The 23,076-nt window shown below is 43.0% G+C and carries 26 protein-coding genes, 2 tRNA genes and 2 other annotated features; of the genes, 9 read left to right on the top strand and 19 right to left on the bottom strand.

Annotated elements, in window-relative coordinates; all coding sequences use genetic code 11:
- Positions 1-25: 25 nt before the first annotated feature.
- The 7 genes from BM195_RS08725 to BM195_RS08695 all read right to left on the bottom strand — a co-directional run bounded on the left by BM195_RS08725 (position 26) and on the right by BM195_RS08695 (position 2,596).
- Positions 26-241, bottom strand: coding sequence for a hypothetical protein (locus tag BM195_RS08725; RefSeq protein WP_090236657.1), 216 nt, complete (start codon positions 239-241; stop codon positions 26-28).
- 13 nt (positions 242-254) lie between these two features.
- Complete coding sequence (locus BM195_RS08720) at positions 255-638, bottom strand: DUF2642 domain-containing protein (RefSeq protein ID WP_090236655.1); 384 nt, start codon at positions 636-638, stop codon at positions 255-257.
- Between the two features lie 153 nt (positions 639-791).
- Positions 792-1,229, bottom strand: a complete 438-nt coding sequence (locus BM195_RS08715) for a spore coat protein (protein ID WP_090236652.1) — start codon at positions 1,227-1,229, stop codon at positions 792-794.
- Between the two features lie 25 nt (positions 1,230-1,254).
- A complete protein-coding gene (locus tag BM195_RS08710; protein ID WP_090236650.1) occupies positions 1,255-1,851 on the bottom strand; it encodes a spore coat protein in 597 nt (198 codons plus the stop codon).
- A gap of 137 nt (positions 1,852-1,988) precedes the next feature.
- Positions 1,989-2,207: a spore coat protein gene (locus BM195_RS08705; RefSeq protein WP_090236647.1), complete on the bottom strand. Its 219-nt coding sequence runs from the start codon at positions 2,205-2,207 to the stop codon at positions 1,989-1,991.
- Between the two features lie 220 nt (positions 2,208-2,427).
- Positions 2,428-2,517: transfer RNA gene (locus BM195_RS08700), tRNA-Ser, on the bottom strand.
- A gap of 4 nt (positions 2,518-2,521) precedes the next feature.
- Positions 2,522-2,596 (bottom strand) — tRNA-Thr (locus BM195_RS08695).
- 127 nt (positions 2,597-2,723) lie between these two features.
- Here BM195_RS08695 and BM195_RS08690 point away from each other — a divergent pair.
- The gene (locus tag BM195_RS08690) at positions 2,724-2,918 is read left to right on the top strand and encodes an SHOCT domain-containing protein (RefSeq protein ID WP_090236643.1); all 195 of its coding nucleotides are present in this window, start codon (positions 2,724-2,726) and stop codon (positions 2,916-2,918) included.
- Positions 2,919-2,961: 43 nt separating this feature from the next.
- Here BM195_RS08690 and trpA read toward each other — a convergent pair whose 3' ends face one another.
- The 7 genes from trpA to trpE are packed head-to-tail and all read right to left on the bottom strand — an operon-like array spanning position 2,962 to position 9,325.
- Positions 2,962-3,735 carry a tryptophan synthase subunit alpha gene (trpA, locus tag BM195_RS08685; protein ID WP_090236642.1) on the bottom strand — a complete coding sequence of 258 codons (774 nt, stop codon included), beginning with the start codon at positions 3,733-3,735 and terminating at the stop codon, positions 2,962-2,964.
- The gene (gene trpB / locus BM195_RS08680) at positions 3,728-4,936 is read right to left on the bottom strand and encodes a tryptophan synthase subunit beta (RefSeq protein WP_090236641.1); all 1,209 of its coding nucleotides are present in this window, start codon (positions 4,934-4,936) and stop codon (positions 3,728-3,730) included. The genes trpA and trpB overlap by 8 nt, the downstream gene beginning before the upstream one ends.
- Positions 4,937-4,941: 5 nt before the next feature.
- Positions 4,942-5,547, bottom strand: coding sequence for a phosphoribosylanthranilate isomerase (locus tag BM195_RS08675; RefSeq protein ID WP_090236640.1), 606 nt, complete (start codon positions 5,545-5,547; stop codon positions 4,942-4,944).
- Positions 5,537-6,337, bottom strand: coding sequence for an indole-3-glycerol phosphate synthase TrpC (trpC, locus tag BM195_RS08670; RefSeq protein ID WP_090236639.1), 801 nt, complete (start codon positions 6,335-6,337; stop codon positions 5,537-5,539). The genes BM195_RS08675 and trpC overlap by 11 nt, the downstream gene beginning before the upstream one ends.
- 1 nt (position 6,338) lies before the next feature.
- A complete protein-coding gene (trpD, locus tag BM195_RS08665; protein WP_090236636.1) occupies positions 6,339-7,364 on the bottom strand; it encodes an anthranilate phosphoribosyltransferase in 1,026 nt (341 codons plus the stop codon).
- Positions 7,348-7,947: an anthranilate synthase component II gene (locus BM195_RS08660; RefSeq protein WP_090236633.1), complete on the bottom strand. Its 600-nt coding sequence runs from the start codon at positions 7,945-7,947 to the stop codon at positions 7,348-7,350. Before BM195_RS08660 ends, trpD begins: the two co-directional genes overlap by 17 nt.
- Positions 7,931-9,325 (bottom strand): anthranilate synthase component I, encoded by a 1,395-nt coding sequence (gene trpE, locus BM195_RS08655; protein WP_425283903.1) that lies wholly within the window; start codon positions 9,323-9,325, stop codon positions 7,931-7,933. Before trpE ends, BM195_RS08660 begins: the two co-directional genes overlap by 17 nt.
- A gap of 66 nt (positions 9,326-9,391) precedes the next feature.
- Positions 9,392-9,682, bottom strand: a binding site (T-box leader).
- Positions 9,683-9,824: 142 nt separating this feature from the next.
- Positions 9,825-10,069: a binding site (T-box leader), on the bottom strand.
- A 145-nt stretch (positions 10,070-10,214) separates the two neighbouring features.
- On the opposite strand from trpE, the gene ddlA reads away from it, so the two are divergent.
- A complete protein-coding gene (ddlA, locus tag BM195_RS08650; protein WP_090236630.1) occupies positions 10,215-11,321 on the top strand; it encodes a D-alanine--D-alanine ligase in 1,107 nt (368 codons plus the stop codon).
- A gap of 167 nt (positions 11,322-11,488) precedes the next feature.
- On the opposite strand, the gene BM195_RS08645 is transcribed toward ddlA, so the two are convergent.
- Positions 11,489-12,049, bottom strand: coding sequence for a nitroreductase family protein (locus BM195_RS08645; RefSeq protein ID WP_090236627.1), 561 nt, complete (start codon positions 12,047-12,049; stop codon positions 11,489-11,491).
- 415 nt (positions 12,050-12,464) lie between these two features.
- Here BM195_RS08645 and BM195_RS08640 point away from each other — a divergent pair, with 415 nt between their 5' ends.
- From BM195_RS08640 to BM195_RS18540, 3 genes are all read left to right on the top strand, one after another.
- Positions 12,465-13,499 carry a PTS sugar transporter subunit IIC gene (locus BM195_RS08640; protein WP_090236624.1) on the top strand — a complete coding sequence of 345 codons (1,035 nt, stop codon included), beginning with the start codon at positions 12,465-12,467 and terminating at the stop codon, positions 13,497-13,499.
- Positions 13,500-13,771: 272 nt separating this feature from the next.
- The gene (locus BM195_RS18545; RefSeq protein WP_244535711.1) at positions 13,772-14,824 is read left to right on the top strand and encodes an ATP-binding cassette domain-containing protein; all 1,053 of its coding nucleotides are present in this window, start codon (positions 13,772-13,774) and stop codon (positions 14,822-14,824) included.
- Positions 14,825-14,830: 6 nt separating this feature from the next.
- Positions 14,831-15,565, top strand: coding sequence for an ATP-binding cassette domain-containing protein (locus tag BM195_RS18540; RefSeq protein WP_342028028.1), 735 nt, complete (start codon positions 14,831-14,833; stop codon positions 15,563-15,565).
- Positions 15,566-15,657: 92 nt separating this feature from the next.
- Here the strand turns inward: BM195_RS18540 and BM195_RS08630 are convergent, their stop codons facing one another.
- Both BM195_RS08630 and BM195_RS08625 read right to left on the bottom strand, forming a co-directional pair.
- Positions 15,658-16,344 (bottom strand): hypothetical protein, encoded by a 687-nt coding sequence (locus BM195_RS08630; protein WP_090236621.1) that lies wholly within the window; start codon positions 16,342-16,344, stop codon positions 15,658-15,660.
- Positions 16,345-16,770: 426 nt separating this feature from the next.
- Positions 16,771-17,121 carry a MerR family transcriptional regulator gene (locus BM195_RS08625; protein WP_090236618.1) on the bottom strand — a complete coding sequence of 117 codons (351 nt, stop codon included), beginning with the start codon at positions 17,119-17,121 and terminating at the stop codon, positions 16,771-16,773.
- A 620-nt stretch (positions 17,122-17,741) separates the two neighbouring features.
- Between BM195_RS08625 and BM195_RS08615 the strand changes: the two genes are divergently transcribed.
- Complete coding sequence (locus BM195_RS08615; protein WP_090236616.1) at positions 17,742-18,203, top strand: SRPBCC family protein; 462 nt, start codon at positions 17,742-17,744, stop codon at positions 18,201-18,203.
- Between the two features lie 44 nt (positions 18,204-18,247).
- Here BM195_RS08615 and BM195_RS08610 read toward each other — a convergent pair whose 3' ends face one another.
- A complete protein-coding gene (locus tag BM195_RS08610; RefSeq protein ID WP_090236613.1) occupies positions 18,248-19,261 on the bottom strand; it encodes a D-alanyl-D-alanine carboxypeptidase family protein in 1,014 nt (337 codons plus the stop codon).
- Positions 19,262-19,458: 197 nt separating this feature from the next.
- The gene (pepT, locus tag BM195_RS08605) at positions 19,459-20,688 is read right to left on the bottom strand and encodes a peptidase T (protein ID WP_090236611.1); all 1,230 of its coding nucleotides are present in this window, start codon (positions 20,686-20,688) and stop codon (positions 19,459-19,461) included.
- A gap of 165 nt (positions 20,689-20,853) precedes the next feature.
- On the opposite strand from pepT, the gene BM195_RS08600 reads away from it, so the two are divergent.
- From BM195_RS08600 to BM195_RS08590, 3 genes are read left to right on the top strand one after another with little or no spacing between them, the layout of a single operon-like run.
- The gene (locus tag BM195_RS08600) at positions 20,854-21,696 is read left to right on the top strand and encodes a sulfurtransferase (protein WP_090236608.1); all 843 of its coding nucleotides are present in this window, start codon (positions 20,854-20,856) and stop codon (positions 21,694-21,696) included.
- A gap of 2 nt (positions 21,697-21,698) precedes the next feature.
- Positions 21,699-22,268 (top strand): DNA-3-methyladenine glycosylase I, encoded by a 570-nt coding sequence (locus BM195_RS08595; protein WP_211772919.1) that lies wholly within the window; start codon positions 21,699-21,701, stop codon positions 22,266-22,268.
- 60 nt (positions 22,269-22,328) lie between these two features.
- Entirely contained in the window at positions 22,329-22,841 is a 513-nt protein-coding gene (locus BM195_RS08590; protein ID WP_090236603.1) for a hypothetical protein, read from the top strand.
- Positions 22,842-23,076: the final 235 nt, after the last annotated feature.

Raw genomic sequence — 23,076 nt, 5'->3', positions numbered from 1 at the left:
TAGGTGCTTGGTCATGTGCCTGGAGCTATGCTGTAGCAGAAGGAAAACGGACGAAGTTGATAGCATCTACTGACAGGTATAGTGTCGTATTTTCCCCATAACCACCATTAACTTCAATAACAAGTACCAAATCTGCCGTAACGGTAGAGAGAATGCCTTCTATTAAATTGTTATCGGTAGCTACTTCGACCATTGAACCGACACGTGTAGCCAATTCGTTTGCAAACGTATCCTGAAACATTTGAATCCCTCCTTTATAATTCACTGACCAGTTCAATATTTTCAATACGGACCAGTACTTGATTGCCGTTCGTTTCAATTAAAACAATATAGTCATCCCTTACAGCGATCAATGTCCCGGATACCGGGCCAAACGGGGTGGTAACCTCCACTTGCTCGTTTACCAGTTCCATCAGCACTTCCCTGAGGGTTGTCGGGGTATCTGTTCCATTTCCTCTGCCAAGACCCAAGTTTAATCCGGCATTTAAATCGAAGCCTGGCAAATCAATGGAAACATTATTATTCAGGCTGCTATTCGTGTTCGTATTTGTATTCGTATTGTTGACATCAACTAAATTTTGAGATAATTGATTAGCCAGTTGCAATAGATTTCGCTGGCGATTTGTCAGATTAGCCATTTTTCACTCATCCTTTCGTTATTAATTGTAAGTGATCTCTGCAAAATATTGAGAGAAATCATGAGTTCCGGGGGAGGGGGTTGGCTGTTGATAGTTTATTTAAGCAGTTTCCCTGCCTCAATCTCCCAATTTCCCCGGAATGTTTTTATGACATTAAAGAATATCCAAGCTGGCAACGATAGCAACAAGAATCTGGAATAACAATTGGATATTAATCGCAATATCCGTATCCGTTGTGGTGATTTGAATATCCCTTGATTGTTCAACAATTGTTTTTTGGCGGTTGCCCTGTCTTGTATTAATCATTTGTCTGAAGTCTTGTGTGATGCCTTCTGATTGAGTTCCGTCGGCGATGGCAATATTAATAACGACTGCAATGGCCGCCTCAATACCAAGCTGTAAGGAGGCAGCGACTTGTCTGTCGGTGGTTGTGACATCGATATTCTGGGAGTCCTTAATGATAATCCACTCGTCTGATACTTGCTGATTGGATACCGATTGATCCGCGTCCTGCGTTACAGTTGCATTATTTCGATCACTTTCATCACAATGATCCAGTGCACGCCATTTTGTTTTGGTCATATGACTCATCGTTTTACAACTCCTTCCATTATTTTTATAAAATATCAACCATGACGACCAGGGTGATGAGTAATTGCAGCAGAACTTGAATATTGATGGCAAGATCTGTGTCTCTCGTTGTGACAGTAGCGTCTTTGGTGTTATAGATGAAGATTTTTTGTTTATTGATTTGATCGGCATTAAAATACTGCATAAGGTCCTGTGATACGGCTTCACTTCTTCCCGAGTCTGCAATAGCAATATTCAGTACCAGTGCGATTGCCAGCTGCAAACTTGCCTGAAGGGAAACACCTATCTGTGTGTCTCTTGAATCAACCGTAATATCACAGGACTCCTTCACCCAGATTATTTCTGCGGATTCCTGGTCCATAAAAGCGTATTGTCCGCCTTCTTGGGAAACGGTTGCATTGGGATCAACTTCGACCATTTCAAATTGGTTATGCTGATCATGACGATCATGGTGCTTGTGTTCATCCCTGCATCTATCGCATTGGTTGCAGCCAGGGGCACAGTTGGTGGTTCCACAATCCTGACAGCATTGATGACCGTGTTTGCGTTTATCCCTAAGGTAAAAATACTTGCTTTTGTTTCCGAAGGGGTTCGTGGTATCGTGTCTTTTATATGATGTCATATTAACACTCCTTTCGTTAGTTAATATTACTCTATGGATGGTCCTACTAATCAGATTGTACACATTCACTAGATTCTCGTTTTTTGGCAAAATTAAAGAAAACACCTATGAAATGGGTGTTTTCTTTAATAGACTCTTTATTCATCTGATTTTGTCGTATTTTTTTCCCCTTTATTAAATTGGTCCACCTGTTCTCTTAAATCCTCAACCATTTCTTGCAGCATTTGTTTCTGTTCATTCGATATATTGTTTTTCACTTCTTCAGGTTTTACATTGTTTCGTCGGAATATATCATCAATCATGACTTTCACAACCTTGTCGGGGAATGCATTGTGATTGGATGAATTACTGTCCATTTTCATGTCACCTGCTTTCTGTAAGTTTTAGTTTATACTATGGCTCACAGTAAATTTTGATTGTATTGTTGTCTATGATGTTGGATGGAAATGGGGGATTGGAGATAGACTCTATTCCTATACGTCAAAAGGGTGGAGGTTGTGTGAAGAGGGTTAAACAATAAAAAGGCGTAGTTTTTGATAACTGCGCCTGCTTGAATCTTTGAGTGACATTTTGAAACGGAGGAGGTGGGATTCGAACCCACGCGGCGCTCACACGCCCTAACGCATTTCGAGTGCGTCCCCTTCAGCCGGACTTGGGTACTCCTCCAAAATGGTGCTGGTGAGAGGATTCGAACCTCCAACCTACTCATTACGAGTGAGCCGCGCTGCCATTGCGCCACACCAGCAAAATACATGTAATAAGTCCATTGAAAATAATAATACATTTTGTGTGTTGATTCAATGGTTTTGTTTGGAAATTTTTCAGTGCTTAAATCGATTATGACAGGGAAAAGTAATAATGGAGGTGATCTAATGACGACTGAAGGTTATATCAGGTTAGGTTTGGGCATCATTATTTTGGTTATGATAGCGATTATTCTCTACCGGTTTAATGCTCGTACCAGCAATAGAAGACAAACTTCGCTGGAAATGATGAAAGAACGTTTTGAAAAAGGTGAGATCACGAAGGAAGAATACGAAGCGGCTAAGAAAAAGCAGGGGAAATAAATGCTGCTGCCGCCTGCCGAAAATACCAGCAGGCGACAATTTTTTAAATGCTTTTTTGAAGCAGCTGCTTGATGTCATCCGTCCTGCCGCTGTGAAATAAATCTACCATTCTGCTCCCTATAACCACGCCATCACAGTTGGAACCCAGTTCATGGGCCTGCTCCGGGGTGGACACACCGAATCCGGCGAGAACTGGTGTATCTGTCATTTTCTTTAGGTTCTGCAAATATGTTTTAACGTTACTGCCGTGTGTGTTTCTGGCTCCGGTCGTTCCCGTGACAGAGACGGCATAAAGGAAGCCTTCTGTACGTTGGGCAATTTCGGAAAGCCGTTCATCCGGGCTGGTCAAAGCAGCCAGTCGGATGTTGGCAATCGCATGTTTTTCTAGGGAGCCAGTGATCATGGTTTCCTCTTCCATTGGCAAATCAGGAATAATGACACCATTCACACCGGTGTTTGTACAGTCTTTGGCGAAGCGCTCCATTCCATAAGTATAGATTGGATTGATATATGTCATCAGAATAACCGGAATCGAACGTTTTTCTTTAAAGCTTTCCAACGCTTCTAAAACGCTTTGCAGTGTTGTGCCATTTTGCAGTGCCCGTTGGCCAGCATCCTGGATCGTCGGCCCATCTGCTACCGGATCTGAGAAGGGAATACCGAGTTCGACAGCTGCCGCCCCGCATTCTTCAAGAAATCCGATCCGCTCTTCCAGGATATCCAGACCGCCATCGCCGGCCATAATATATGGGATAACAATATTTTCACCTGCCGAACGTTTTGCTTCCAATGCTTTTGCTAATTGATGATTACACATCAGCGTTTCCTCCCAATAATATGTCTTTAACCGATTCAACATCTTTATCGCCACGGCCGGATAAACAGATAACGAGAGACGCTGTTCCATCCATTTCGTTTGCCTGTTTCATCGCGAAGGCTACTGCATGAGCACTTTCCAAAGCAGGTATAATTCCTTCTGTTTGGGACAGAAGCTTAAAGGCATCGACTGCTTCCTGATCCGTGACAGATGTATATTGCACCCGGCCGGTATCATGAAGATGGCTGTGTTCAGGACCTACCCCGGGGTAATCGAGCCCCGCAGAAATGGAGTGCGCTTCTTCAATCTGACCATGCTGATCCTGTAGCAGATGCGTCATCGTTCCATGCAAAACACCAATATTGCCGGCCGTTAATGTTGCGGCGTGCTTGTTCTTTTCAATGCCACTTCCGCCAGCTTCCACGCCATAAATCCTGACATTCTCTTCCTGAATGAACGGATAAAACATCCCCATCGCATTGCTGCCGCCGCCAACACAGGCTACAATCACATCGGGCAATTTGCCTGTGTTCTGCTGATACTGCCGTTTTGTTTCCTCTCCAATGACGGACTGAAAATCCCGCACCATTTTTGGAAAAGGATGCGGTCCGACGACAGAGCCGATAATATAGTGCGTATCCTCGACATGGCTTACCCAGTAGCGTAATGCCTCGTTTACCGCATCTTTTAATGTTCCGCTTCCTTGTGGTACACTTTCGACCTTTGCGCCGAGCAGTTCCATCCGAAAGACATTCAGTTTTTGCCTGCGAATATCCTCTTTACCCATGAAAACAACACACTCAAGTCCAAGCAGTGCACAGACCGTTGCGGTTGCAACACCGTGCTGGCCTGCACCGGTCTCGGCAACAACTTTCTTTTTGCCCATCCGCCGTGTCAGCAAAGCCTGGCCGATCGTATTGTTGATTTTGTGTGCACCTGTGTGATTCAGGTCTTCACGTTTCAAATAAATGGATGGTCCGCCAAGTTTCTGTGACAGATTCTCTGCGTGATAAAGCGGTGTCTCCCGGCCGACATAGTTTTTTAAATAATCATCCAGTTCCTCGATAAAAGCAGGATCGTTCATCGCATCCTCGTAAGCTTCTTCCAGTTCAAGCAGGGCTGGCATTAACAGTTCGGGAACAAATCGTCCGCCGAAATGACCGTATCTTCCTTTTGAGTCCGGTAATGTATATGTTGTCATGGTTATCATCCTTTCGTTTTGGCATTTTTGATAAATTGATTAATTTTTTCAACGTTTTTTGTACCGTTTGTTTCTACCCCGCTTGATACGTCCACCCCGGCTGGCTTGGCAATCGAAATGGCTGATTGCACATTTTCGGGAGTCAGGCCTCCAGCCAGAATGATTTTATGCGGGTCCAGATCATGATGCTTCAGCTGTGTCCAATCAAATGTGGTTCCATTGCCGCCGCGATTGGGCCCTTTAGGACTGTCGATTAAATAATAGTTACACGGATAAGCCTTTATCTCCGCCATGTCCTGTTTTCCGATCCCGAATGCTTTGATGACAGGATATGGAAGCTGTTCAGCAGAAGCCGGCGGTTCATCCCCGTGAAGCTGAATCACATCTAATCCCACTTGTTCGGCAGTTTGTATGATCGCTTCTCTTGTTTCATTTACAAAAACACCGACCTTTTTGATAGCAGCGGGCAGGGCAGCGCTGATTTCAGCAGCTTCTGCAGGTTTCAGCCGCCGCTTGCTCGGTGCAAAGACAAATCCGATGAAATCAGCACCCGATTGAACAGCCTCTTGTGCTGCTTCGATGGTTGTAATGCCGCAAATTTTAACGAGCATGTGAGCGTCCTCCTTCTGATAACGGGATCTTCAACTCATTGAACAATTCCTGCAAGTTATTGGAGCGCATCAATGTCTCACCGACCAGAATGCCACTCGCGCCGCTTTTTGCTGTTTCCATAACGTCGTCACGTGTTTTAATGCCGCTTTCACTAATCAGAATTGTCTCAGGATTGACCACCATTGATGCTAAACGTTCGGTAGTGGACAGTGTTACATCAAATGTTTTTAAATTCCGGTTGTTGATGCCGATCATGTCAGCACCTAAATCAATGGCTGTTTCCATCTCAGGTTCGTTGTGTACTTCGCAAAGCACTTCCAATCCCTGTCGAGTGGCGTACGTGTAAAGCTCACTAAGCTTGGACGGATTCATGGCTGCGACGATTAACAGAATGATGGACGCTCCTGCAGATTTGGCGTGATCGATTTGAACTTTATCAATGACAAAATCTTTGCAAAGGATAGGGATGTCTACTGCATTGCGAACTGCTCGCAAATCATCCAGTGAGCCTTTGAAAAATGCTTCGTCGGTCAAAACAGATATAGCTCCGGCCCCACATGCTTCATATAGGATTGCCTGTTCGGCCGGGTCAGCCTCCATGTCAATTGATCCCTTGGAAGGCGACGCCCGTTTAATTTCGGCAATGATATTCATACGATCTGTGTTATGAAACGTATGGACAACAGTTTGTACTGGTTTGTTGGCTGATGGTGTTTCAACAATCGGCTGTTTTTTCAGCTGTTCAACTTCTTTCTTCTTTTGTCGGAGAATGTCTTCTAAAATTGTCATATCAGATCACCTCACTTGAAATTTTGCTGCTGTAGTCAATCAGCCGCTGAAGTTTTTCCATCGCTGCACCGCTTTGAATGCTTTCATCTGCCTTCGTTATGCCATCCTCAATCGAAGCTGCAGTGCCTTGCGCAAATAAACCAAGGCCGGCATTGAGGAGAACTGTATCGTAATAAGGTCCTGGTTTTCCGTTTAGAACATCCAGTAAAATGGCAGCATTTTCCTTAGCGTCCCCGCCCCGGATTGCTTCGTTAGGACAGACAGGCAAATTGACCTCGGACGGATGCAGGGTGAATGACGTGATGTTCCCTTTATCCAGCAAAGTCATATGATTCTCGCCGGCCAGTGATGCTTCATCCATGTACCCTGCACCATTGATAACAAGTGCGCGTTTTCTTCCCAGCTGGTTTAATGCTTCTGCAAGCGAGGGCAGCATATCTCGCCGGTAAGTCCCTAAGAGCTGCGTGTCCAGCGTTACCGGATTTGTCAGCGGCCCAATCAGATTAAAGATTGTTGGGATACCTAGATTCTTCCGGACGGTCATAAATCGCTTCATACCAGGGTGAACGTGGGGAGCATATAAGAAGACAATATGATTTTCCTCTAGGATCTCCTCCACATGTTCTTTTGCAAAAGATAGCGAGATGCCCAGATGCTCCAGTACATCAGCACTGCCGGTCTTACTTGAGATGCTGCGATTGCCGTGCTTGGCAACCTTTACACCTGCACCGGCCAGCACAAATGCTGCAGTCGTACTGATGTTAAAACTGTGTGAGCCATCCCCCCCTGTACCACAGTTATCCATCACATCAGCCAGCCTGCTGGTTGTTTGGCTGGATTGTTTCCGGATAACCTCCACAAGACCGGCGATTTCTTCAGGTGTTTCCCCTTTAGCGCTTAATGCAGTCAGAAATGATGCGAGTTCATTTTCGGTTATGTGATCATCAAATGATATGGTGGCAGCATCCTTCATTTCCTGTAAGGTGAGATTTTCCTGATTCAGCAATTTTTCAAGATAGTTTTTCATAAGTAGGCTCCTTTCCGATTTCCTGTAAAAAGTTTCGAATCATTTTTCTCCCGGTAGATGTGCCTATCGATTCCGGGTGAAATTGTATACCATAGACAGGGTACTGTCGGTGTTTAATGGCCATGATTTCATTATCTTCCAGTGATGTGGCGGTAATTTTTAGCTCATCCGGCAGTGTGCTTCGGTCAATGACAAGTGAATGATAGCGCATCACTTCAAGCGGCTGTGTGAGATAACTGAAAGGGCCGTGTCCATTATGTGTAATCAGGGACGTTTTTCCGTGCTTAATCGTGTTTGCCTGGATAACCGATCCTCCGAACGCTGCAGCGATCACTTGATGCCCCAGGCAGATTCCGAGGATTGGAATTTTCCCGTAGTAAGCTCTCACAATGTCCGGACAGATACCAGCCTGATCTGGTGTACCGGGTCCGGGCGACAGGATGATGGCTTCCGGGTTTATTTCCGAAATACCTTCAATGGTAAGTTGATCATTTCGAAAGATTTTAACTTCAGCACCTTCACTGGCAACGTATTGATAGATATTGAAAGTGAACGAATCATAATTATCAATGAGTAACATCATAGCTTGTCACCTCCATTAAAGATTTGGCTTTGTTTAAAGTTTCGTTGTACTCGGTTTCCGGATCTGAATCATAGACAATGCCTGCACCAGTTTGTAAATAGGCAAAATTGCCCTTTACAACGAGTGACCGAATCGCAAGCGCCATGTTTAAGTCGTAATTGAAACTGATATATCCGACACCACCGGCATAAACACCGCGTCTGGCCTCTTCCAGGTCATTGACGATTTGCATAGCGCGGATTTTGGGTGCACCTGAAACCGTACCGGCAGGCAAACAGGCGACCAGAGCATCAATACTTGTGAAATGGGAAGCCAGTTTCCCGTGAACTTTCGATACGATGTGCATAACGTGCTGATAATTTTCCACGTTCATATACGTTGGTACTGAGACACTGTCAATTTCACAAACACGGCCAAGGTCATTCCGGCTTAAATCAACAAGCATCCGGTGTTCCGATATTTCCTTTTCATCAGACAGCAGTTCCTTTGTCAGAGCATCATCTTCTTCTTTAGTGTTCCCGCGCGGACGCGTTCCGGCGATCGGATTGGTGATCACGTCCCGACCATTTATTTCAACCAGACTTTCCGGTGATGCCCCCAACACGACATAATCTTCAAAATCGATATAAAACATGTAAGGAGATGGATTGGCCTTTCGCAGTTTCCGGTAAAATGTAAAAGGGTCACTGTGCATTTCCGCCTTCATCCGTTGTGATAACACAACCTGAAATATATCTCCCTGCCTGATATGGTCTTTTGCGATTTCCACGTTGCGCATGAAATGTTGTTGATCCATTTCGGGCTGGAAGACAATATCGTCATCAGCTGATACACCTGCCGTCGGGAACGGAATTAATGCTTTTTTTAAAGTTGTCAGCCTTTCATCCAGCACGTGTTCCGGCTGCTGATCCAGGTTTGTCGCTATTAGAAGTACCGATTCATCGCGATGGTCATAAATGATGATGTTTTGATAAAGCATTAAATGAATATCCGGCATGTCAATATCATCACGTAAATCCTCTCCAATGTTTTCAAAGTTTCGGATTGTATCATATCCAATATAACCGACCGCACCTCCTAAAAACGGAAATGGCAGTTCAATATTCCATTTGGGCATTTCGTGCTGTAAAACAGATAGAACAGGTTCGTTTCGGTACTCAGCGGTTTCTTTTTCACAATGCAGAATCGTTGTGGCATCGTAACTCCCTTTGAATTCTTTATAAGGGTTCGCCCCGATAAAGGAATACTTGCCTTTTTCTTCATGCTGAAATGAACTTTCCAATAAAAATTTTTTCCTGCCATAGAGGTTTTCGTAAATGCCAATGGGGGTCAATGTGTCAGCATTTTGTTTTATATACTTATAGGGCAGTGTTTTCATCTCCGCAAACTCCTTTCATGGTCTTAAAAAATAAAAAAATCCCCTGCAACACATATGACATGTGTTGCAGAGGACGATTGTGACCGCGGTGCCACCTCTTTTGGAGATCATAAGTGGATCCCCACCTTTGTTCAGATACGGGAAACTCTGGCCGGCAAGCATTGTTCATCCAAGCTGCCTGCCGGTACTATCTTCCTATATCCTATCCGTGTAACGGCGGAGCGCCGTGTTTCCGTACTGTCATTCAGGAAACCTCTCGCAAGTCCATTCAGCTATGATTCACGTACCGGTATCACACCACCACCGGCTCTCTTGTACGCTTCACGAAAGCCTACTTCTCTTGCTCGACAATTTGGTATATACAGTTTTAAAAAATTCCCAGCATAAGGGGATGAAGCACTATTGTTGGAATCGGCTGACTCGACGATTTCCATCAATCTGACCGCTAACCTCTGGCAGGATGCTTCACCGTCTCCAAATACAAAAAGGCTCCCCATCCGAAAAGGACGAGGAACCCGTGGTACCACCTTTATTAGCTGAAAAACAGCTCACTCTGGCACTATCAAGCATCAGCTTAATAGTTGTCTCGTGTAACGATGAGACCTGATCGCCAAAGCCTACTGCAAAATTGGTTCGGTTTGGGAGCTCAGAAGTCCATTCATCTATCATACACATCGGTTCGCACCAGCCACCGACTCTCTTAAGTGCAATTGACAGATTACTACTCTTCATCATAGCTTCATTCGAATAAAATTATTGTTAACTATAATAGGGCTGATTTCTGCTGGTGTCAAGAGGTTTTTGAAAAATAATGAAATATGCTGTTTCAAACATGCTGTAATATGCTATTTTAGATATATACATCTTTTCTTAAAAGGGAGTTCTGAGGATGCCAAAGAGAAAGATCGGAATTATTTTTGGCGGCAAATCTGCTGAGCATGAAGTGTCACTGCAATCAGCTAAAAATATTGTCGATGCGATTGATAAAGATCAATATGATGTTGTTTTGATTGGGATTGATAAACAAGGGAAGTGGCATATCAATGACAAATCATCTTACCTGATTAATGCGGAAAATCCAAAATTGATTCAGTTGAACAAATCCAATGAGGCAGTCGCCATCGTGCCTGGTGAAACAGATCACCAGCTGGTTAAGGCAGCAGACGCAGGAATGCTTGATCAATTGGATGCGGTGTTTCCGATTGTTCATGGCACGTTGGGTGAGGACGGCAGTCTGCAGGGAATGATGCGGATTGCGAATCTGCCGTTTGTCGGGACTAGTGTATTGGGTTCGGCGATTTGCATGGATAAAGATATTGCCAAACGATTACTGAAGGCTGCTGGAATCAAGGTGGCGGATGGCTTGGCATTTTCACGTGCCAAAAGAGATCAGATTGATTTTTCAGAGGTGAAAGAGCAAGTAGGTGTACCGATGTTCGTCAAACCGGCCAATCAAGGTTCATCTGTCGGTGTCAGCAAAGTATCAACAAAAGCGGAATTTGATCAAGCGGTTGATGAGGCGTTTCAGTATGATCAAAAAGTGGTTATTGAAGAAACGTTGGTGGGCCGGGAAATCGAGTGTGCTGTATTAGGAAATGATGAACCTAAATCGTCGCTGCCAGGTGAAATTTTACCACAAACCGAATTTTACTCATATGAATCCAAATATATCGATGAAACCGGAGCAGTCCTGGAAATACCGGCTGAATTGTCGGATGATGAAATTGAAAAACTGCAAAAAACAGCTGTAGAAGCGTTCAAGGCACTTGAATGTGAGGGCCTTGCTCGTGTGGATTTCTTCCTGACTGAGGATGGGGAAGTCTATGTAAATGAAGTGAATACATTACCTGGCTTTACTCGAATCAGCATGTATCCAAAACTATGGGAACTTAGCGGTATTGCCTATCCGGAGCTGATTGACCATTTGATCGAGCTGGCCATTGAACGTCATGAGCAGAACAGCAAATTGAAGAGTGCTGTATGGGATGAGGAATAGTGGTGTGACCTGTTCCGGAATATGCTTATAGAGCAGAAGTAACTGCAGAAGGGTGGAAATATCTGCAGAAGATAGGAGAAATCAACAGAACAGCAGGAATATCAGCAGATGAAAACAATAGCACAAAAGTGAGGCTGCTCCTTAATGGTACAGCCTTTTTCATGCCATTAACCTTCGAACCTGGTGAATTTATCTACAGCTGATATGCGATCTTGTTTGGCAGGTTTTTCATCAAAATAACCAAGATGCAGAAAGCCAACGATTTTTTCATGTTCCTCTACATTTAATATTCGTTTGACTTTCGGATCATAAATATGTGAATTGGTTTTCCAGACAACACCAAGCTGCTGTTCCCAGGCGAGCAGCCAAAAGTTCTGAATCATGCATGCAGTTGCACCGAAATTTTCGTCATACTGTTTTTGACTGTCGGCTTTGTCCATCACGATAATCAGAAAAGCAGTCGGCTCCCTAAGGTATTCTAAACGATTTTGCTTTCTTTCATTCGGGTAGGTGGCTGCGATTTTTTCAGCAAAAGCGTCTGCGTGCTCAGGTCCGACAAAAATGAAACGCCAAGGCTGCCGCATGCCATGATTAGGTGCCCAGACAGCATTTTCCAATAAATCCATGACGGTTTCCTCTGCTACAGGTTTATTATTATAATGCTTTTTGACAGCTCTGCGCTCGCTGATTACCTTTTGCAACGCTGTTGCCTGCCTTATTGGTTTCATGTGAGAACCTCCCAGAATGGTTTTTAATGTGATATATGTTGACAATTGATAATCATTTTCAATTAAATTGTAGCTGATAAAATACAAAATCGCAATATTAAACGCCGGAATTATAAAGCCAAACCTGATTCAGCAAGCCGATATATCCGCACAGGATATGACGAACTTTAAATGTTTGCTGAGCAAAATCGAACCTTTACGGACGTGCGGGGAATGCTGCCAAGTACGGGAATGAATGATGGTTGACTACTAAAAAATAAGGGCATTCAACATAAGGGATGTGGAAAGTCAAATTGTTTCTGAAAATCCCTTGATATGTGAAGAAAATCACGTAATAATAAGTAAGGAAGTTTAAATAATTAAGGATTACCATCCAGATAAATGTGAATCATTTCACAAATAGGGAGAGAGAAAAATGAAAACGTTTTTGTATCAAAAAGGGGTTTCCTTGTCGATTAAAGCGTACGTCATTACGGCGTTAAGCTACATGGCACTGGGGCTGTTTTCATCTTTAATTATTGGTCTTATTATTCAGACGGTAGGGGAGCAGGCAGTTGCGCTTGGGTTTGAAAGCTTTGAATTTATGGTTGAGATGGGCGGATATGCCATGGAGACTAAAATCATGGGCGGCGCCATTGGAGTGGCGATTGCGTATGGTTTGAAGGCACCACCGCTTGTACTCTTTTCAGCGCTGTTTGCCGGGGCGTTTGGTGCGGAACTTGGCGGACCGGCTGGAAGTTATGTGACGGCATTGTTTGCAACGGAATTTGGAAAAATTGTCTATAAAACAACGTGTGTCGATATTATCGTGACACCATTTGTTACCATTTTTATCGGATTTGTAGTCGGGACGTTCATTGGCCCTCCGATCAATACATTCATGGTCTGGTTTGGTGAAATCATCAACTGGTCGACTGCACAGCAGCCGTTTATTATGGGCATACTCGTTGCCGTTCTGATGGGCTGGGCTTTAACGGCGCCTATATCCAGTCTCGCGATTGCGATTATGCTCTCAATTGACGGGGTGGCAGCGGGAGCGGCTACAATCGGATGTGCTGCACAGATGGTCGGTTTTGCAGCAGCTAGCTACCGGGATAATGGATTTGGCGGTTTTTTGGCACAGGGTATTGGCACATCAATGCTACAAGTCGCCAATGTCTTAAAAAAGCCGGTTATCATCCTCCCGCCAACCATTGCCGGCGCTGTTCTCGCTCCATTTGCAACCGTCTGGCTCGGGTTAACGAATAATGACCTTGGTGCAGGCATGGGAACGAGCGGTTTGGTTGGACAGATCATGACGTTTGAATCAATGGGCTTCACATGGGACGTTTTTTGGTCAATGGTTGCGCTGCATGTTGTCGGGCCTGCAATTATCAGTCTGCTGATTGCTGAATGGTTCAGGCGAAAAGGATGGATCAAACCTGGCGATATGAAAATAGCGTATGAATAAACAAGCGCGTTTATAAGCAACATTGACATGATGAATCAATCCCATTAAGATAGTAGAAAGAAATGAATTCGAGGAGGAACCCGTCCGAAATGAAGTAAACACACATTTTCCGCATGTTTGAATGATCAAGCAAAACGTTTCTGCCTTTAGGAACGGATGGGATATGTGTGTACTTTTTTCGGACAATAAACGCATAGCATTTCCAGGAACAAGTATATCCATATCCCCATTTCGTTTGCCCACAGGCAGGCTCAACAAATGGGGGTATGGATATGTTTATTTTGAAAGGAAAAGGGCTCAGTAAAGAGTGGAATGGTAAAACACTGTTCCGCAATATTGATATAGCATTTAGGAAAGGTGAACATTTGGCGCTATTTGGCCGGAATGGCGCGGGAAAAACAACCCTTTTAAATGGTCTTCTCGGAAAAGTGCCGTTTGATGCTGGGACTGTCGAGCGGTTTGTGCCAGCCGATCATTGGGGGATTCTTGAGCAGGATCCGGATTATAGCCTCTCGATAACTGTCATGGCATTTGTCCAAAGTGCAGCCGGCAAAGTTTTTGAACTTAAAAGGCAGATGGAAGCGTTACACATGCAATCTGAAATGGATATGGAAAAATATACAGACATTTACAGTGCATTTTTGGATCATGATGGTTATCAGCTGGAGCCGGAAGCTGAAAATGCCTTGCATCAGGTGAAGCTTCCGTCGTCCGTTTGGGATCAACCTTATGATCAGTTGAGCGGAGGCCAAAAAACTCGGGCACAGTTAGCGCGGCTTATTTTGCAGAAACCTGAGTGTATTATCATGGATGAGCCGACCAATCATCTAGATAAAGGAACCATTGAATGGCTGGAGGAATGGCTGGTGCATTATTCCGGAGCTGTATTGTTCGTTTCACACGACCGTTATTTTCTGGATCGGACGGCCGATGCGATATTAGAGCTCAGTCCGGATTCCTGTAAGCGCTATGAAGGTGGATATACAGCATACCGAAACCAGAAGGAAGTCGAACGGCGGACACAGGAAATGCTCTATCAAAAACAGCAAAAAAGAAAAGAAGCATTATTAAACACTATCCGCAATTATCAGCAATGGTTTCAGCAGGCACATAAGGCAGCGGGACAAAATGATTTCGCACGCTCCAAAGCAAAGAAAAACGTTTCCCGTTTCAAGGCAAAGGAAAAAGAATTGGAACGTCTCGAAAAAAATCAGGTCAAAAAACCGCAAGCAGATCAAAAAGTGAATGTCCGTCTTGATGATGCTTATTTTTCGGCACGAAGGCTTGTGCGTATTGAGCAATTATCATTTGCTTACGGTAGGTAAAAGCGGCTGTTTTCTAATCTGGATACGTCTATTTATCGGGGTGATCGTATTGGCGTCATCGGTCCAAATGGCTCTGGCAAATCCACCTTGCTGAAACTGATTGCCGGAAACCTTATGCCTGATGAAGGCCAAATAATAAGGAACCCGCAGACAAACATCGGCTACTTTGCCCAAGAGCTCGACAACTTGGATGATCGAAAAACGATACTGGACAGTTTACTTGAATTACCCGGGATGACCGAGTCAGAAGCACGGACGATTCTTGGCTGTTTTCTGTTTTCACAAGAAGAAGTCTTCAAAAGCATTTCGGCGCTCAGTATGGGTGAAAAATGCAGAGTGGCATTTATCCATTTATATTTCAGCAGTGCCAACTTTCTTGTGCTGGATGAGCCGACAAATTTTTTGGATGTGGACACAAAAGAAGTGATTGAGGATGTCCTGCAAGCCTATCCGGGAGCATTGATGATCGTTTCCCATGATCGTTACTTGATTGAAAAAACCGCCAATCGGATGATTGATCTTGGAGGCGGCCAAGTACTTGACTATGAGGGAAGTTACGATGAATATTTGGAACATAAACAACGAAAACCGGGCGATTCGGAAAATGACATACAAGAACTTGAGTTAAGACTGACCCGGCTGATGAGTATGGAGGCGGAAAGTGAAGAGGAGCAGGAACAGATTCTTAAGGAAATTAAGGAAATACAGCAGGAACTTCAAAGACGAAGGGGGGTGACATGATCAGATTGGGTCATCATGGTGCTGTAACATGGTGAAAATAAATCTTATAACGATTCAGACACATTCTATTCAGCCAGATATTAGATTTTATGTTAATCTTTAAATGTCTTGACTAGGAGACCATTCTTAATTAAATAATCATAAAATATAGTAATTCCCTCTTGTATATGTTTATCTGGACTTTCCGGTTCATGACTAGCCTTATCGTTTAAAAAAGACAAAACACTGCTATTCATAAAGAATATTGCATCTTCAATAACAGGTAACATGATATCCTCATCAAGTGATGATTTTGATGTGTCTTTATCCTGTAATAGCCTGCTGATAAATGTTAATCCACTTCCAATTTCTGAGGATTCATTAATAATTTTTGTCTCAACACTGCTATGATTTGGTGATGCAGAACATTTCTGTATCACCTGGAAGAGAATTTCCATGATATTGAGAGATACAGTCTCAAGGTTTTTGAAACCCGTTATGACATTCTTGAGATTTGCTATTTCATCTTTAGTTATCCCGATATCGGCAAAGGGTTCTCCAATAAATGAACTGTCCGTTTTATACGTAAGTGTTGTACCATTTTTGAAGGTTGTCCAAAAGTTACCATCCTGATTAAGATATACCGATTTTATATTGGTTTCTGAGTACTCCCCTCTCTTTTCAACATGAATACTGCTAATATGCTTTTTATATACATCAATAAACAAATCTTTGTTTTCAGCAGATAAGCTGTTAAATCCCTCTATGTGTCCGAAATTTAAATATTTCAATTGATTCATGCTGAATCGAATCCCCCTCATATATCTTCTGACTATTCCAGACAGCTTGATGTACCCATTACATGTAGTTGATTCAGTTGTTAATTATAAATAATGGGATAAGCACCGTGTTCTTTTGTTTTAGCAGATTATTGTCGTAAATGATGACATCTTTCCTAGCTTTATTTCTGCTTTGAAACCTTTTAAAATTTATGTCTGCCACTGTCTCATTGTTTATACAGAATAAACGTTAAAGTTCACTTTAATGCAAGATCTTTGAATGTGAAAAATGATAGGTGGTGAAATTATTTTTAGCCGAAACAAAATATGTCGTTTAATGTTATGAGATATCAATCAATATCGTGTTGGTGAAAGGGATCATATGTGAGCAAGAAACTAAGAAGCATTGCAGGGAGCTGAAATAAAAATAAATGGGTTTTCACCAAATTATAGAGAATCCAGCAATTTCATTTTGACTTCTAGTTTTCCCAATGCTACATCGATATCTTGTTTTTGCTTATGCAGTTTTTCACGATGCTCTTTAAAAATTCGTTTTCTCTCTGCTAATGTTTCTTTCCCTTGCATATGTAAATGCGCTACATGGCGGAGGGTTTTGATAGGCATTCCGGTTGATCGCATACATTCGATTAACTCCAGCCAAAATAATTCATCTTCTTTAAAAAGACGATAGCTATTTTTATCGCGCTGAATAAAAGGAAGCAACCCCTGATCGTCATAATAACGGATTGTAGATGGTGCGATAGACAGTTTTTCTGCAACCTCTTTAACAGTTAACATGCTTTTCTCTCCTTATCATTTTTGGTACATTATATCTTCCATTTCCGCTATAAGCAATTTTTTCCATAACAATGCATAAATAGTTGAATTTTATTTGTTTATGTCTTATTTGATTGAATTATTCTCAGCAAATAAAGAACAGATACAATCATACAAACATTCAGTATTTTGCTTTTACGGGGGCATCGGCTAATTCGTTCAAATAGATTTAGTGGATCATAAGCTGATTAGCGGATGTGATTTTGAAGCGGTATGCTGGATGGGCTGCTGATACACTGTAACCGTATTTATTCAGTCAAGGCTGGTATGTTTTGAGTCTCCTATTATTCCTGATCGCACTTGCATTTGGTCCGATGGTGTTATTACCAAGATCGAGACCGATCAAAGCATTGCTGAACAAACACAGAGGTGATATATACCTGAAAAATACTATGAATTATCCAAACAACTTTTTTCTATGAACGGGTCGAAAACATCATTTTCTTTGTTATTATTGCACTAATGATTTTGAAGCATTTTAAACGAAAAGTATGCCTTTCTTTTCCAGGGAAAACTTTTTTCTTTTGGCCTATTTTCGAGTTGCCTCCATTGGTATAATGGAAGCTAGAGGAGTGGTTTTAGTGAAAAAATGGTCAAATGATATCGAGATTGATGCACCTATTGGACATATCTGGAAGCTATTTGATGGTTCGCTGGAGGATATGCAAAAAATCATGCCGAATGTGGTTGCACATGAACCGGTTAAGGTCACCGAAGAGGGTGCAGGCAGCATCTACAGGCAAAAATTTCAGGAAGGAAAGCGCATCGAGGAATACGATGTCGAAACATTCCTTTACAAGAATGAACCGGATTATAAAGAAATGAAGGTCGGTTTTACACTTGCCAACACGTTTCAAATAACAGCCTACTATGAGCTGAAAAAATTAGGCGAGAACAAAACGTATTTCCGTTACGAGACAACAAGTCAGCCGTTAAAATGGTATCTGAAACTTCTTGTAAAGCTTGCTGCCAGCAACAAGGTTGTCACTCGATTTCTGAATCGCGTCAAACAAGTGGCAGAGAAGGAGCAAGCAAATACATAAAAAGAAGGCGCGTGTGTCTGACGACGATGCGCCTTCATTCTCGGTCACTCCCCTAAATACTCCTCAAGTGTCATATTTTTCTTCATGATTTCAGCAGCGGCTTTTTCACCGACATAACGCAAATGCCATGGTTCATACTGATATTGAGTGATATTTTCCTTGCCTTCCGGATATCGGATGATGAACCCATATTCTGCAGCATGCTCCTGAAGCCACTTTCCTTCATCAGTTTCACCGAATTCCTCGATTAATTGATAATTGATATCCGGACTGGTCACATCCATTGTCAGGCCGGTCTGATGCTCACTTTCTCCCGGCCGTGCACTGAAATTGTTGGCGGCCTCCTCACCGTGCTCCTGAACATTGGCAGCAAAAATGGCATCTTGCCTTTCGTAGGAGCGGTATCCGGATTGGGCAAATAATTCAAGTCCTGCATTATCCGCTGATTCGAACATATCCTCCAAGGCTGTGGCTGCCACTTGCCGCATTTGTTTTTTAGGCAAAAAATCTTCAAATGGGAAGTGAACATCCGGTACAACCAGATTTATAGGTTCAAATCCATCCGGCAATGCATTGCCCTTGTTTACAAGTACCAGGATTTCATGCGGGTTATCAACCTGATCAGATTCATCCCCGGGCGCTTCAAGACCCGCACCAGGCTTGATGTCTGAATTGTTTTCGAGTGAATGATTGAGTGCATCCTTGGTCGTGTCGTCGTAAATTCCAGTGACAGGCAATGACTCCTGCTGTATTTGATAGTCTGTGACAGCCCATGTCGTTATGTTATCATATGTCCCATTTGGACGAATGGAATAGCCGACTTTATTCAAGGCTTTCTGCAGCGATTGTACGGTGTCACCCGTATCGTTTTTTTGCAAGTGCTCCTGAGGCAGCTGTATTTGGTTTACAGCCGGTTCTGCCTTATTTTTGCTTTCCGTTTCATCTGTTGGTGCAGGCTCAGCGGTCTGTTGATCTTCTGATGCTTCATCACTACAGGCCGTGAACAGAAGCAGCATGGCAAATAGCGCTAATGCAACCGTGAAGCTTTTTTTGCACATCCAATTCCCCTCTGTCATTCTCATTTTACTTCCAAGATTCATCATAACACGCTCTATTCGGAATGGTCTATGGCATTACTTAGAAAATGAATGACAGTTATTTTGATTACATGTTTGATTAAATTTAGCATGGAGCAGATTTTTGCCATGTGAAATGCCAGGTTCACGATGGAAAGAACCTGGCTATCTCATCATGGTTATCTTGCCTCATATAATCGGCACATTTCAATAATGACATTCGTTGCTTTTTCCATATTATCAACTGAGATATATTCAAATTTTCCGTGATAGTTTTCGCCACCGGTAAAGATGTTTGGTGTCGGCAAGCCTTTATACGAAAGTTGTGAACCGTCAGTTCCGCCCCGTACAGGCTTCACGAGTGGCTTGATGTCCAAATTCTCCATAGCCTGGTAAGCGATATCCACGATCTCCTGGACTGGCTCGATTTTTTCACGCATGTTGTAATACTGATCGTTCATGGCAATTTCGGCAGATCCCTTCCCATATTTTGCGTTGATTTCATTGGTGAAGCTCCGCATTGTTTCTTTTCGTGCTTCAAAATTATCCTTGTCGAAATCTCGAATAATATAGGATACCACGGTTTTTTCTACATCACCGGTGATCGATAGGAGATGATAAAACCCTTCATATTTTTCTGTATGTTCGGGTGCTTCCTGTTCAGGCAGCTTGTTCATAAATTCAGCGGCCATTTTGCCTGCGTTGACCATTTTATTTTTGGCCGTGCCTGGATGGACACTATTGCCGTGAAACGTGATTTTGGCAGCAGCTGCATTAAAGCTCTCATACTGCAGTTCCCCAAGCGGTCCGCCATCCATGGTGTAGGCATAGTCGGCATTGAATCGTTCCACATCAAACTGATGCGGTCCGCGCCCAATTTCTTCGTCAGGGGTGAAAGCTATGCGAATTTTCCCATGTTTGATTTCGGGGTGTTTGATCAAGTATGCCATTGCGGTCATGATCTCTGTAATGCCTGCTTTGTTATCCGCCCCGAGCAAGGTTGTCCCGTCTGTCGTGATCAGTGTATGTTCCTTATAGTCCGGCAATTCCGGAAAATCGACAGCTGATAATACGACATTCAGGTCTTCGTTCAACGTTAAATCATTGCCATCAAAATTTTCCACGATTTGCGGATGTACATTTTTGCCGGTAAAGTCAGTAGCAGTGTCGACATGAGCCAGGAAGCCAATGGTCGGGATGTCCTTTTTCGTGTTGGCAGGCAGTGTCGCCATCACATAGCCATTATCATCAATTGAGACATCGTCCATGCCGATTTCTTTTAATTCATTCACAAGCAGATTGGCCAATTCCAGCTGTCCCGGTGTTGACGGAGTTGTATCGCTGGCTTCATCTGATTGAGTATCTACCTTGACATACTGTGTGAAGCGTTCAATCAACTCATTTTTCATTATGTATCCATCTCCTTTGTCAGTCTATTTTACCATTTTTCACAATAGAAGATGAAGGGGGGAGCTCGGATCTGTTCATCGGACTTTCCATCGGTTAAAATAGGAAGGGAAGAAAACGATTGTAATCATTAAATGATGATAAACAGGAAACTGGGAGGGTTTAAAATGTCTGTTATTGTTGATCCTGACTGGCTGATGAACAGATTGGAAAACACCCCTGAAAATACGGTTGTCGTTGATACACGTTTCAAGTTAACGGACCCGGACGCCGGTAGAAAAGCTTATGTAAAAGGACATATCCCGCAAGCGGTTTATTTGGATCTGAACAAAGATTTATCCGGAAAACAGACCAAACATGGCGGCACTCATCCATTGCCCGACATGGATATGTTCGCGGCTAAGGTCGGAAACATTGGCATTGATCATGATACGACAGTTGTTATTTATGACCAGCAGAATGACATGTTCGCATCCCGTTTATGGTGGCTGTTGAATTATATGGGCCATGAAGACGTTTATGTGCTTGATGGCGGTTTTGATGGCTGGGTGGAACAGGGTTATGACGTGACAATAGAAATTCCTTCGCTTGAGCCAAAAGATTTTGATCCGGAGATACGAGACAATGAAGAAGTGGATATCGATGAGGTAAAAGACAAATTGCAGCATCAATCCGCAACGTTAATTGATTCACGTTCACAAGACAGGTATTTGGGCAAAACGGAACCACTCTATAAGAAAGCGGGACACATCCCCGGAGCAAAAAACTTCTTTTGGAAACATGTTTTGGATGAGAATGGTAAATGGAAAAAACAAACGGATCTGGAGGAACATTTCTCTGCACTTTCAAAGAATGATGAGATTATCGTGTCCTGTGGCTCCGGTGTTTCGGCATGTCCAAACATACTGGCGTTGAAATCAGCAGGGTATGAAAATGTGAAACTGTATCCTGGAAGTTTCAGCGACTGGATTTCCTATGATGACAATAAGATAGAGATAAAGGATGAATGACAATGGATGTGAAACGGTGTGAATGGGTGACAGATGATCAGGTTTATATTGATTATCATGATTATGAGTGGGGAAGACCGACCCATGATGATCAGATATTGTTTGAAATGCTTTCCCTTGAAGGAGCGCAGGCTGGACTGAGCTGGATTACGATATTGAAACGCCGGGAAAACTACCGGGAAGCATTTGATCAGTTTGACCCCATGACAGTCAGTCAATATGATCATCATAAGGTTGAAGAACTCATACAAAATGAAGGCATCATCCGAAACAGGCGCAAAGTCAATTCGGTCATTACCAATGCAAGAGCCTTTTTGGAAATTCAGCAGGCGTACGGCAGCTTTGACGACTATATTTGGCAATTTGTCGGTGGTGAACCGATCGTGAATGACTGGACAGCGCATGCTGATGTTCCTTCGTGGACCAAGGCATCCGAGCAAATGAGCAAAGATCTGAAAAAACGCGGCTTCAAGTTCGTCGGGCCAACCATTTGCTATGCGTTTATGCAGGCGACAGGGATGGTTAATGATCATACGAGGGATTGTTTTTTGCGGGCATGTGGAACCCCTTGAACCCGTCCCGCCTTTCTAGTACAATACGGCATTGTGTGCGTTTTGGAAAGGAGGGCGAATATGGTTCAGAGCGCTTTTTTGGAAGATAGTAGAAGTAAAGATGAAATAAGGGACAAACTTGATACGCTGGAGATACAACTTTTCCGGATGCAGGAAAACATGAAAAACATCGCCAGAGATGCGGACATAGTAGGTATCGACCAGACAGATCATGAAGAATGGGTCATCATATATGAACATAAAGATGCCAAAACGTGCCAAATTATGCTGCACAATTGTTCTAAACCATATCGCGGCAAATGGCATTCGGCCATTCAGGCAGCGTATAAAGGTCATCAAAATTTGCATATTGCTGATATCAAGGGCGAAGAAAATAAGGGCTATGGATCAGTACTGATGAAGCATTTGAAGGAAGAGGCACGCAAGGATAATGTACCATTTATTACCGGTGATATTGTTAAACGCGACTTCGATCATGTCAAACGGCTGAAACATTTCTACAGCAAACATTATTTTGATGTGACAATTGATCATGAGGCACAATGTGGTGAAATTGTATGGCATGACGGATAGGCAAGGCTATTTCTGTTTGGGGGAAATGGCCTTTTTTAGTTGTCGAATTGTTCTTTCCAATTCATAGTTGCTGCTATCTGAACTGACTATGATGAATGAGGCTGCGGGAGAGTTCACCGTTTTTCTCGCGGAGGATGAGTTTTAGAAAAGATTGTATCGATTATCTTGTGAATGAACTGGAAGATTATATTTAACCAATGTGATATGAAAAGGGTTTTTTAGACATTTAGAAATT

The organism is Lentibacillus halodurans, from assembly GCF_900112045.1.
GTDB lineage: Bacteria > Bacillota > Bacilli > Bacillales > Amphibacillaceae > Lentibacillus > Lentibacillus halodurans.
Note: the sequence above shows the minus strand (reverse complement) of the source record. Positions and strands in the feature narration are given on the sequence as shown.

What these genes read in the sequence shown, in the direction of transcription:
- BM195_RS08720 (WP_090236655.1), bottom strand. Translation starts at nt 638, where the DNA reads ATGGCTAATCTGACAAATCGCCAGCGAAATCTATTGCAACTGGCTAAT.
- BM195_RS08660 (WP_090236633.1), bottom strand. Translation starts at nt 7,947, where the DNA reads ATGATGTTACTCATTGATAATTATGATTCGTTCACTTTCAATATCTAT.
- trpC (WP_090236639.1), bottom strand. Translation starts at nt 6,337, where the DNA reads ATGACAATTTTAGAAGACATTCTCCGACAAAAGAAGAAAGAAGTTGAA.
- trpE (WP_425283903.1), bottom strand. Translation starts at nt 9,325, where the DNA reads ATGAAAACACTGCCCTATAAGTATATAAAACAAAATGCTGACACATTG.
- BM195_RS08705 (WP_090236647.1), bottom strand. Translation starts at nt 2,207, where the DNA reads ATGGACAGTAATTCATCCAATCACAATGCATTCCCCGACAAGGTTGTG.
- trpB (WP_090236641.1), bottom strand. Translation starts at nt 4,936, where the DNA reads ATGACAACATATACATTACCGGACTCAAAAGGAAGATACGGTCATTTC.
- BM195_RS08595 (WP_211772919.1), top strand. Translation starts at nt 21,699, where the DNA reads ATGGATGTGAAACGGTGTGAATGGGTGACAGATGATCAGGTTTATATT.
- BM195_RS08710 (WP_090236650.1), bottom strand. Translation starts at nt 1,851, where the DNA reads ATGACATCATATAAAAGACACGATACCACGAACCCCTTCGGAAACAAA.
- BM195_RS08690 (WP_090236643.1), top strand. Translation starts at nt 2,724, where the DNA reads ATGACGACTGAAGGTTATATCAGGTTAGGTTTGGGCATCATTATTTTG.
- trpD (WP_090236636.1), bottom strand. Translation starts at nt 7,364, where the DNA reads ATGAAAAACTATCTTGAAAAATTGCTGAATCAGGAAAATCTCACCTTA.
- ddlA (WP_090236630.1), top strand. Translation starts at nt 10,215, where the DNA reads ATGCCAAAGAGAAAGATCGGAATTATTTTTGGCGGCAAATCTGCTGAG.
- BM195_RS08645 (WP_090236627.1), bottom strand. Translation starts at nt 12,049, where the DNA reads ATGAAACCAATAAGGCAGGCAACAGCGTTGCAAAAGGTAATCAGCGAG.
- BM195_RS08625 (WP_090236618.1), bottom strand. Translation starts at nt 17,121, where the DNA reads ATGTTAACTGTTAAAGAGGTTGCAGAAAAACTGTCTATCGCACCATCT.
- trpA (WP_090236642.1), bottom strand. Translation starts at nt 3,735, where the DNA reads ATGTGTAATCATCAATTAGCAAAAGCATTGGAAGCAAAACGTTCGGCA.
- BM195_RS18545 (WP_244535711.1), top strand. Translation starts at nt 13,772, where the DNA reads ATGTTTATTTTGAAAGGAAAAGGGCTCAGTAAAGAGTGGAATGGTAAA.
- BM195_RS08675 (WP_090236640.1), bottom strand. Translation starts at nt 5,547, where the DNA reads ATGCTCGTTAAAATTTGCGGCATTACAACCATCGAAGCAGCACAAGAG.
- BM195_RS08610 (WP_090236613.1), bottom strand. Translation starts at nt 19,261, where the DNA reads ATGTGCAAAAAAAGCTTCACGGTTGCATTAGCGCTATTTGCCATGCTG.
- pepT (WP_090236611.1), bottom strand. Translation starts at nt 20,688, where the DNA reads ATGAAAAATGAGTTGATTGAACGCTTCACACAGTATGTCAAGGTAGAT.
- BM195_RS08600 (WP_090236608.1), top strand. Translation starts at nt 20,854, where the DNA reads ATGTCTGTTATTGTTGATCCTGACTGGCTGATGAACAGATTGGAAAAC.
- BM195_RS08640 (WP_090236624.1), top strand. Translation starts at nt 12,465, where the DNA reads ATGAAAACGTTTTTGTATCAAAAAGGGGTTTCCTTGTCGATTAAAGCG.
- BM195_RS08590 (WP_090236603.1), top strand. Translation starts at nt 22,329, where the DNA reads ATGGTTCAGAGCGCTTTTTTGGAAGATAGTAGAAGTAAAGATGAAATA.
- BM195_RS08715 (WP_090236652.1), bottom strand. Translation starts at nt 1,229, where the DNA reads ATGAGTCATATGACCAAAACAAAATGGCGTGCACTGGATCATTGTGAT.
- BM195_RS08725 (WP_090236657.1), bottom strand. Translation starts at nt 241, where the DNA reads ATGTTTCAGGATACGTTTGCAAACGAATTGGCTACACGTGTCGGTTCA.
- BM195_RS08630 (WP_090236621.1), bottom strand. Translation starts at nt 16,344, where the DNA reads ATGAATCAATTGAAATATTTAAATTTCGGACACATAGAGGGATTTAAC.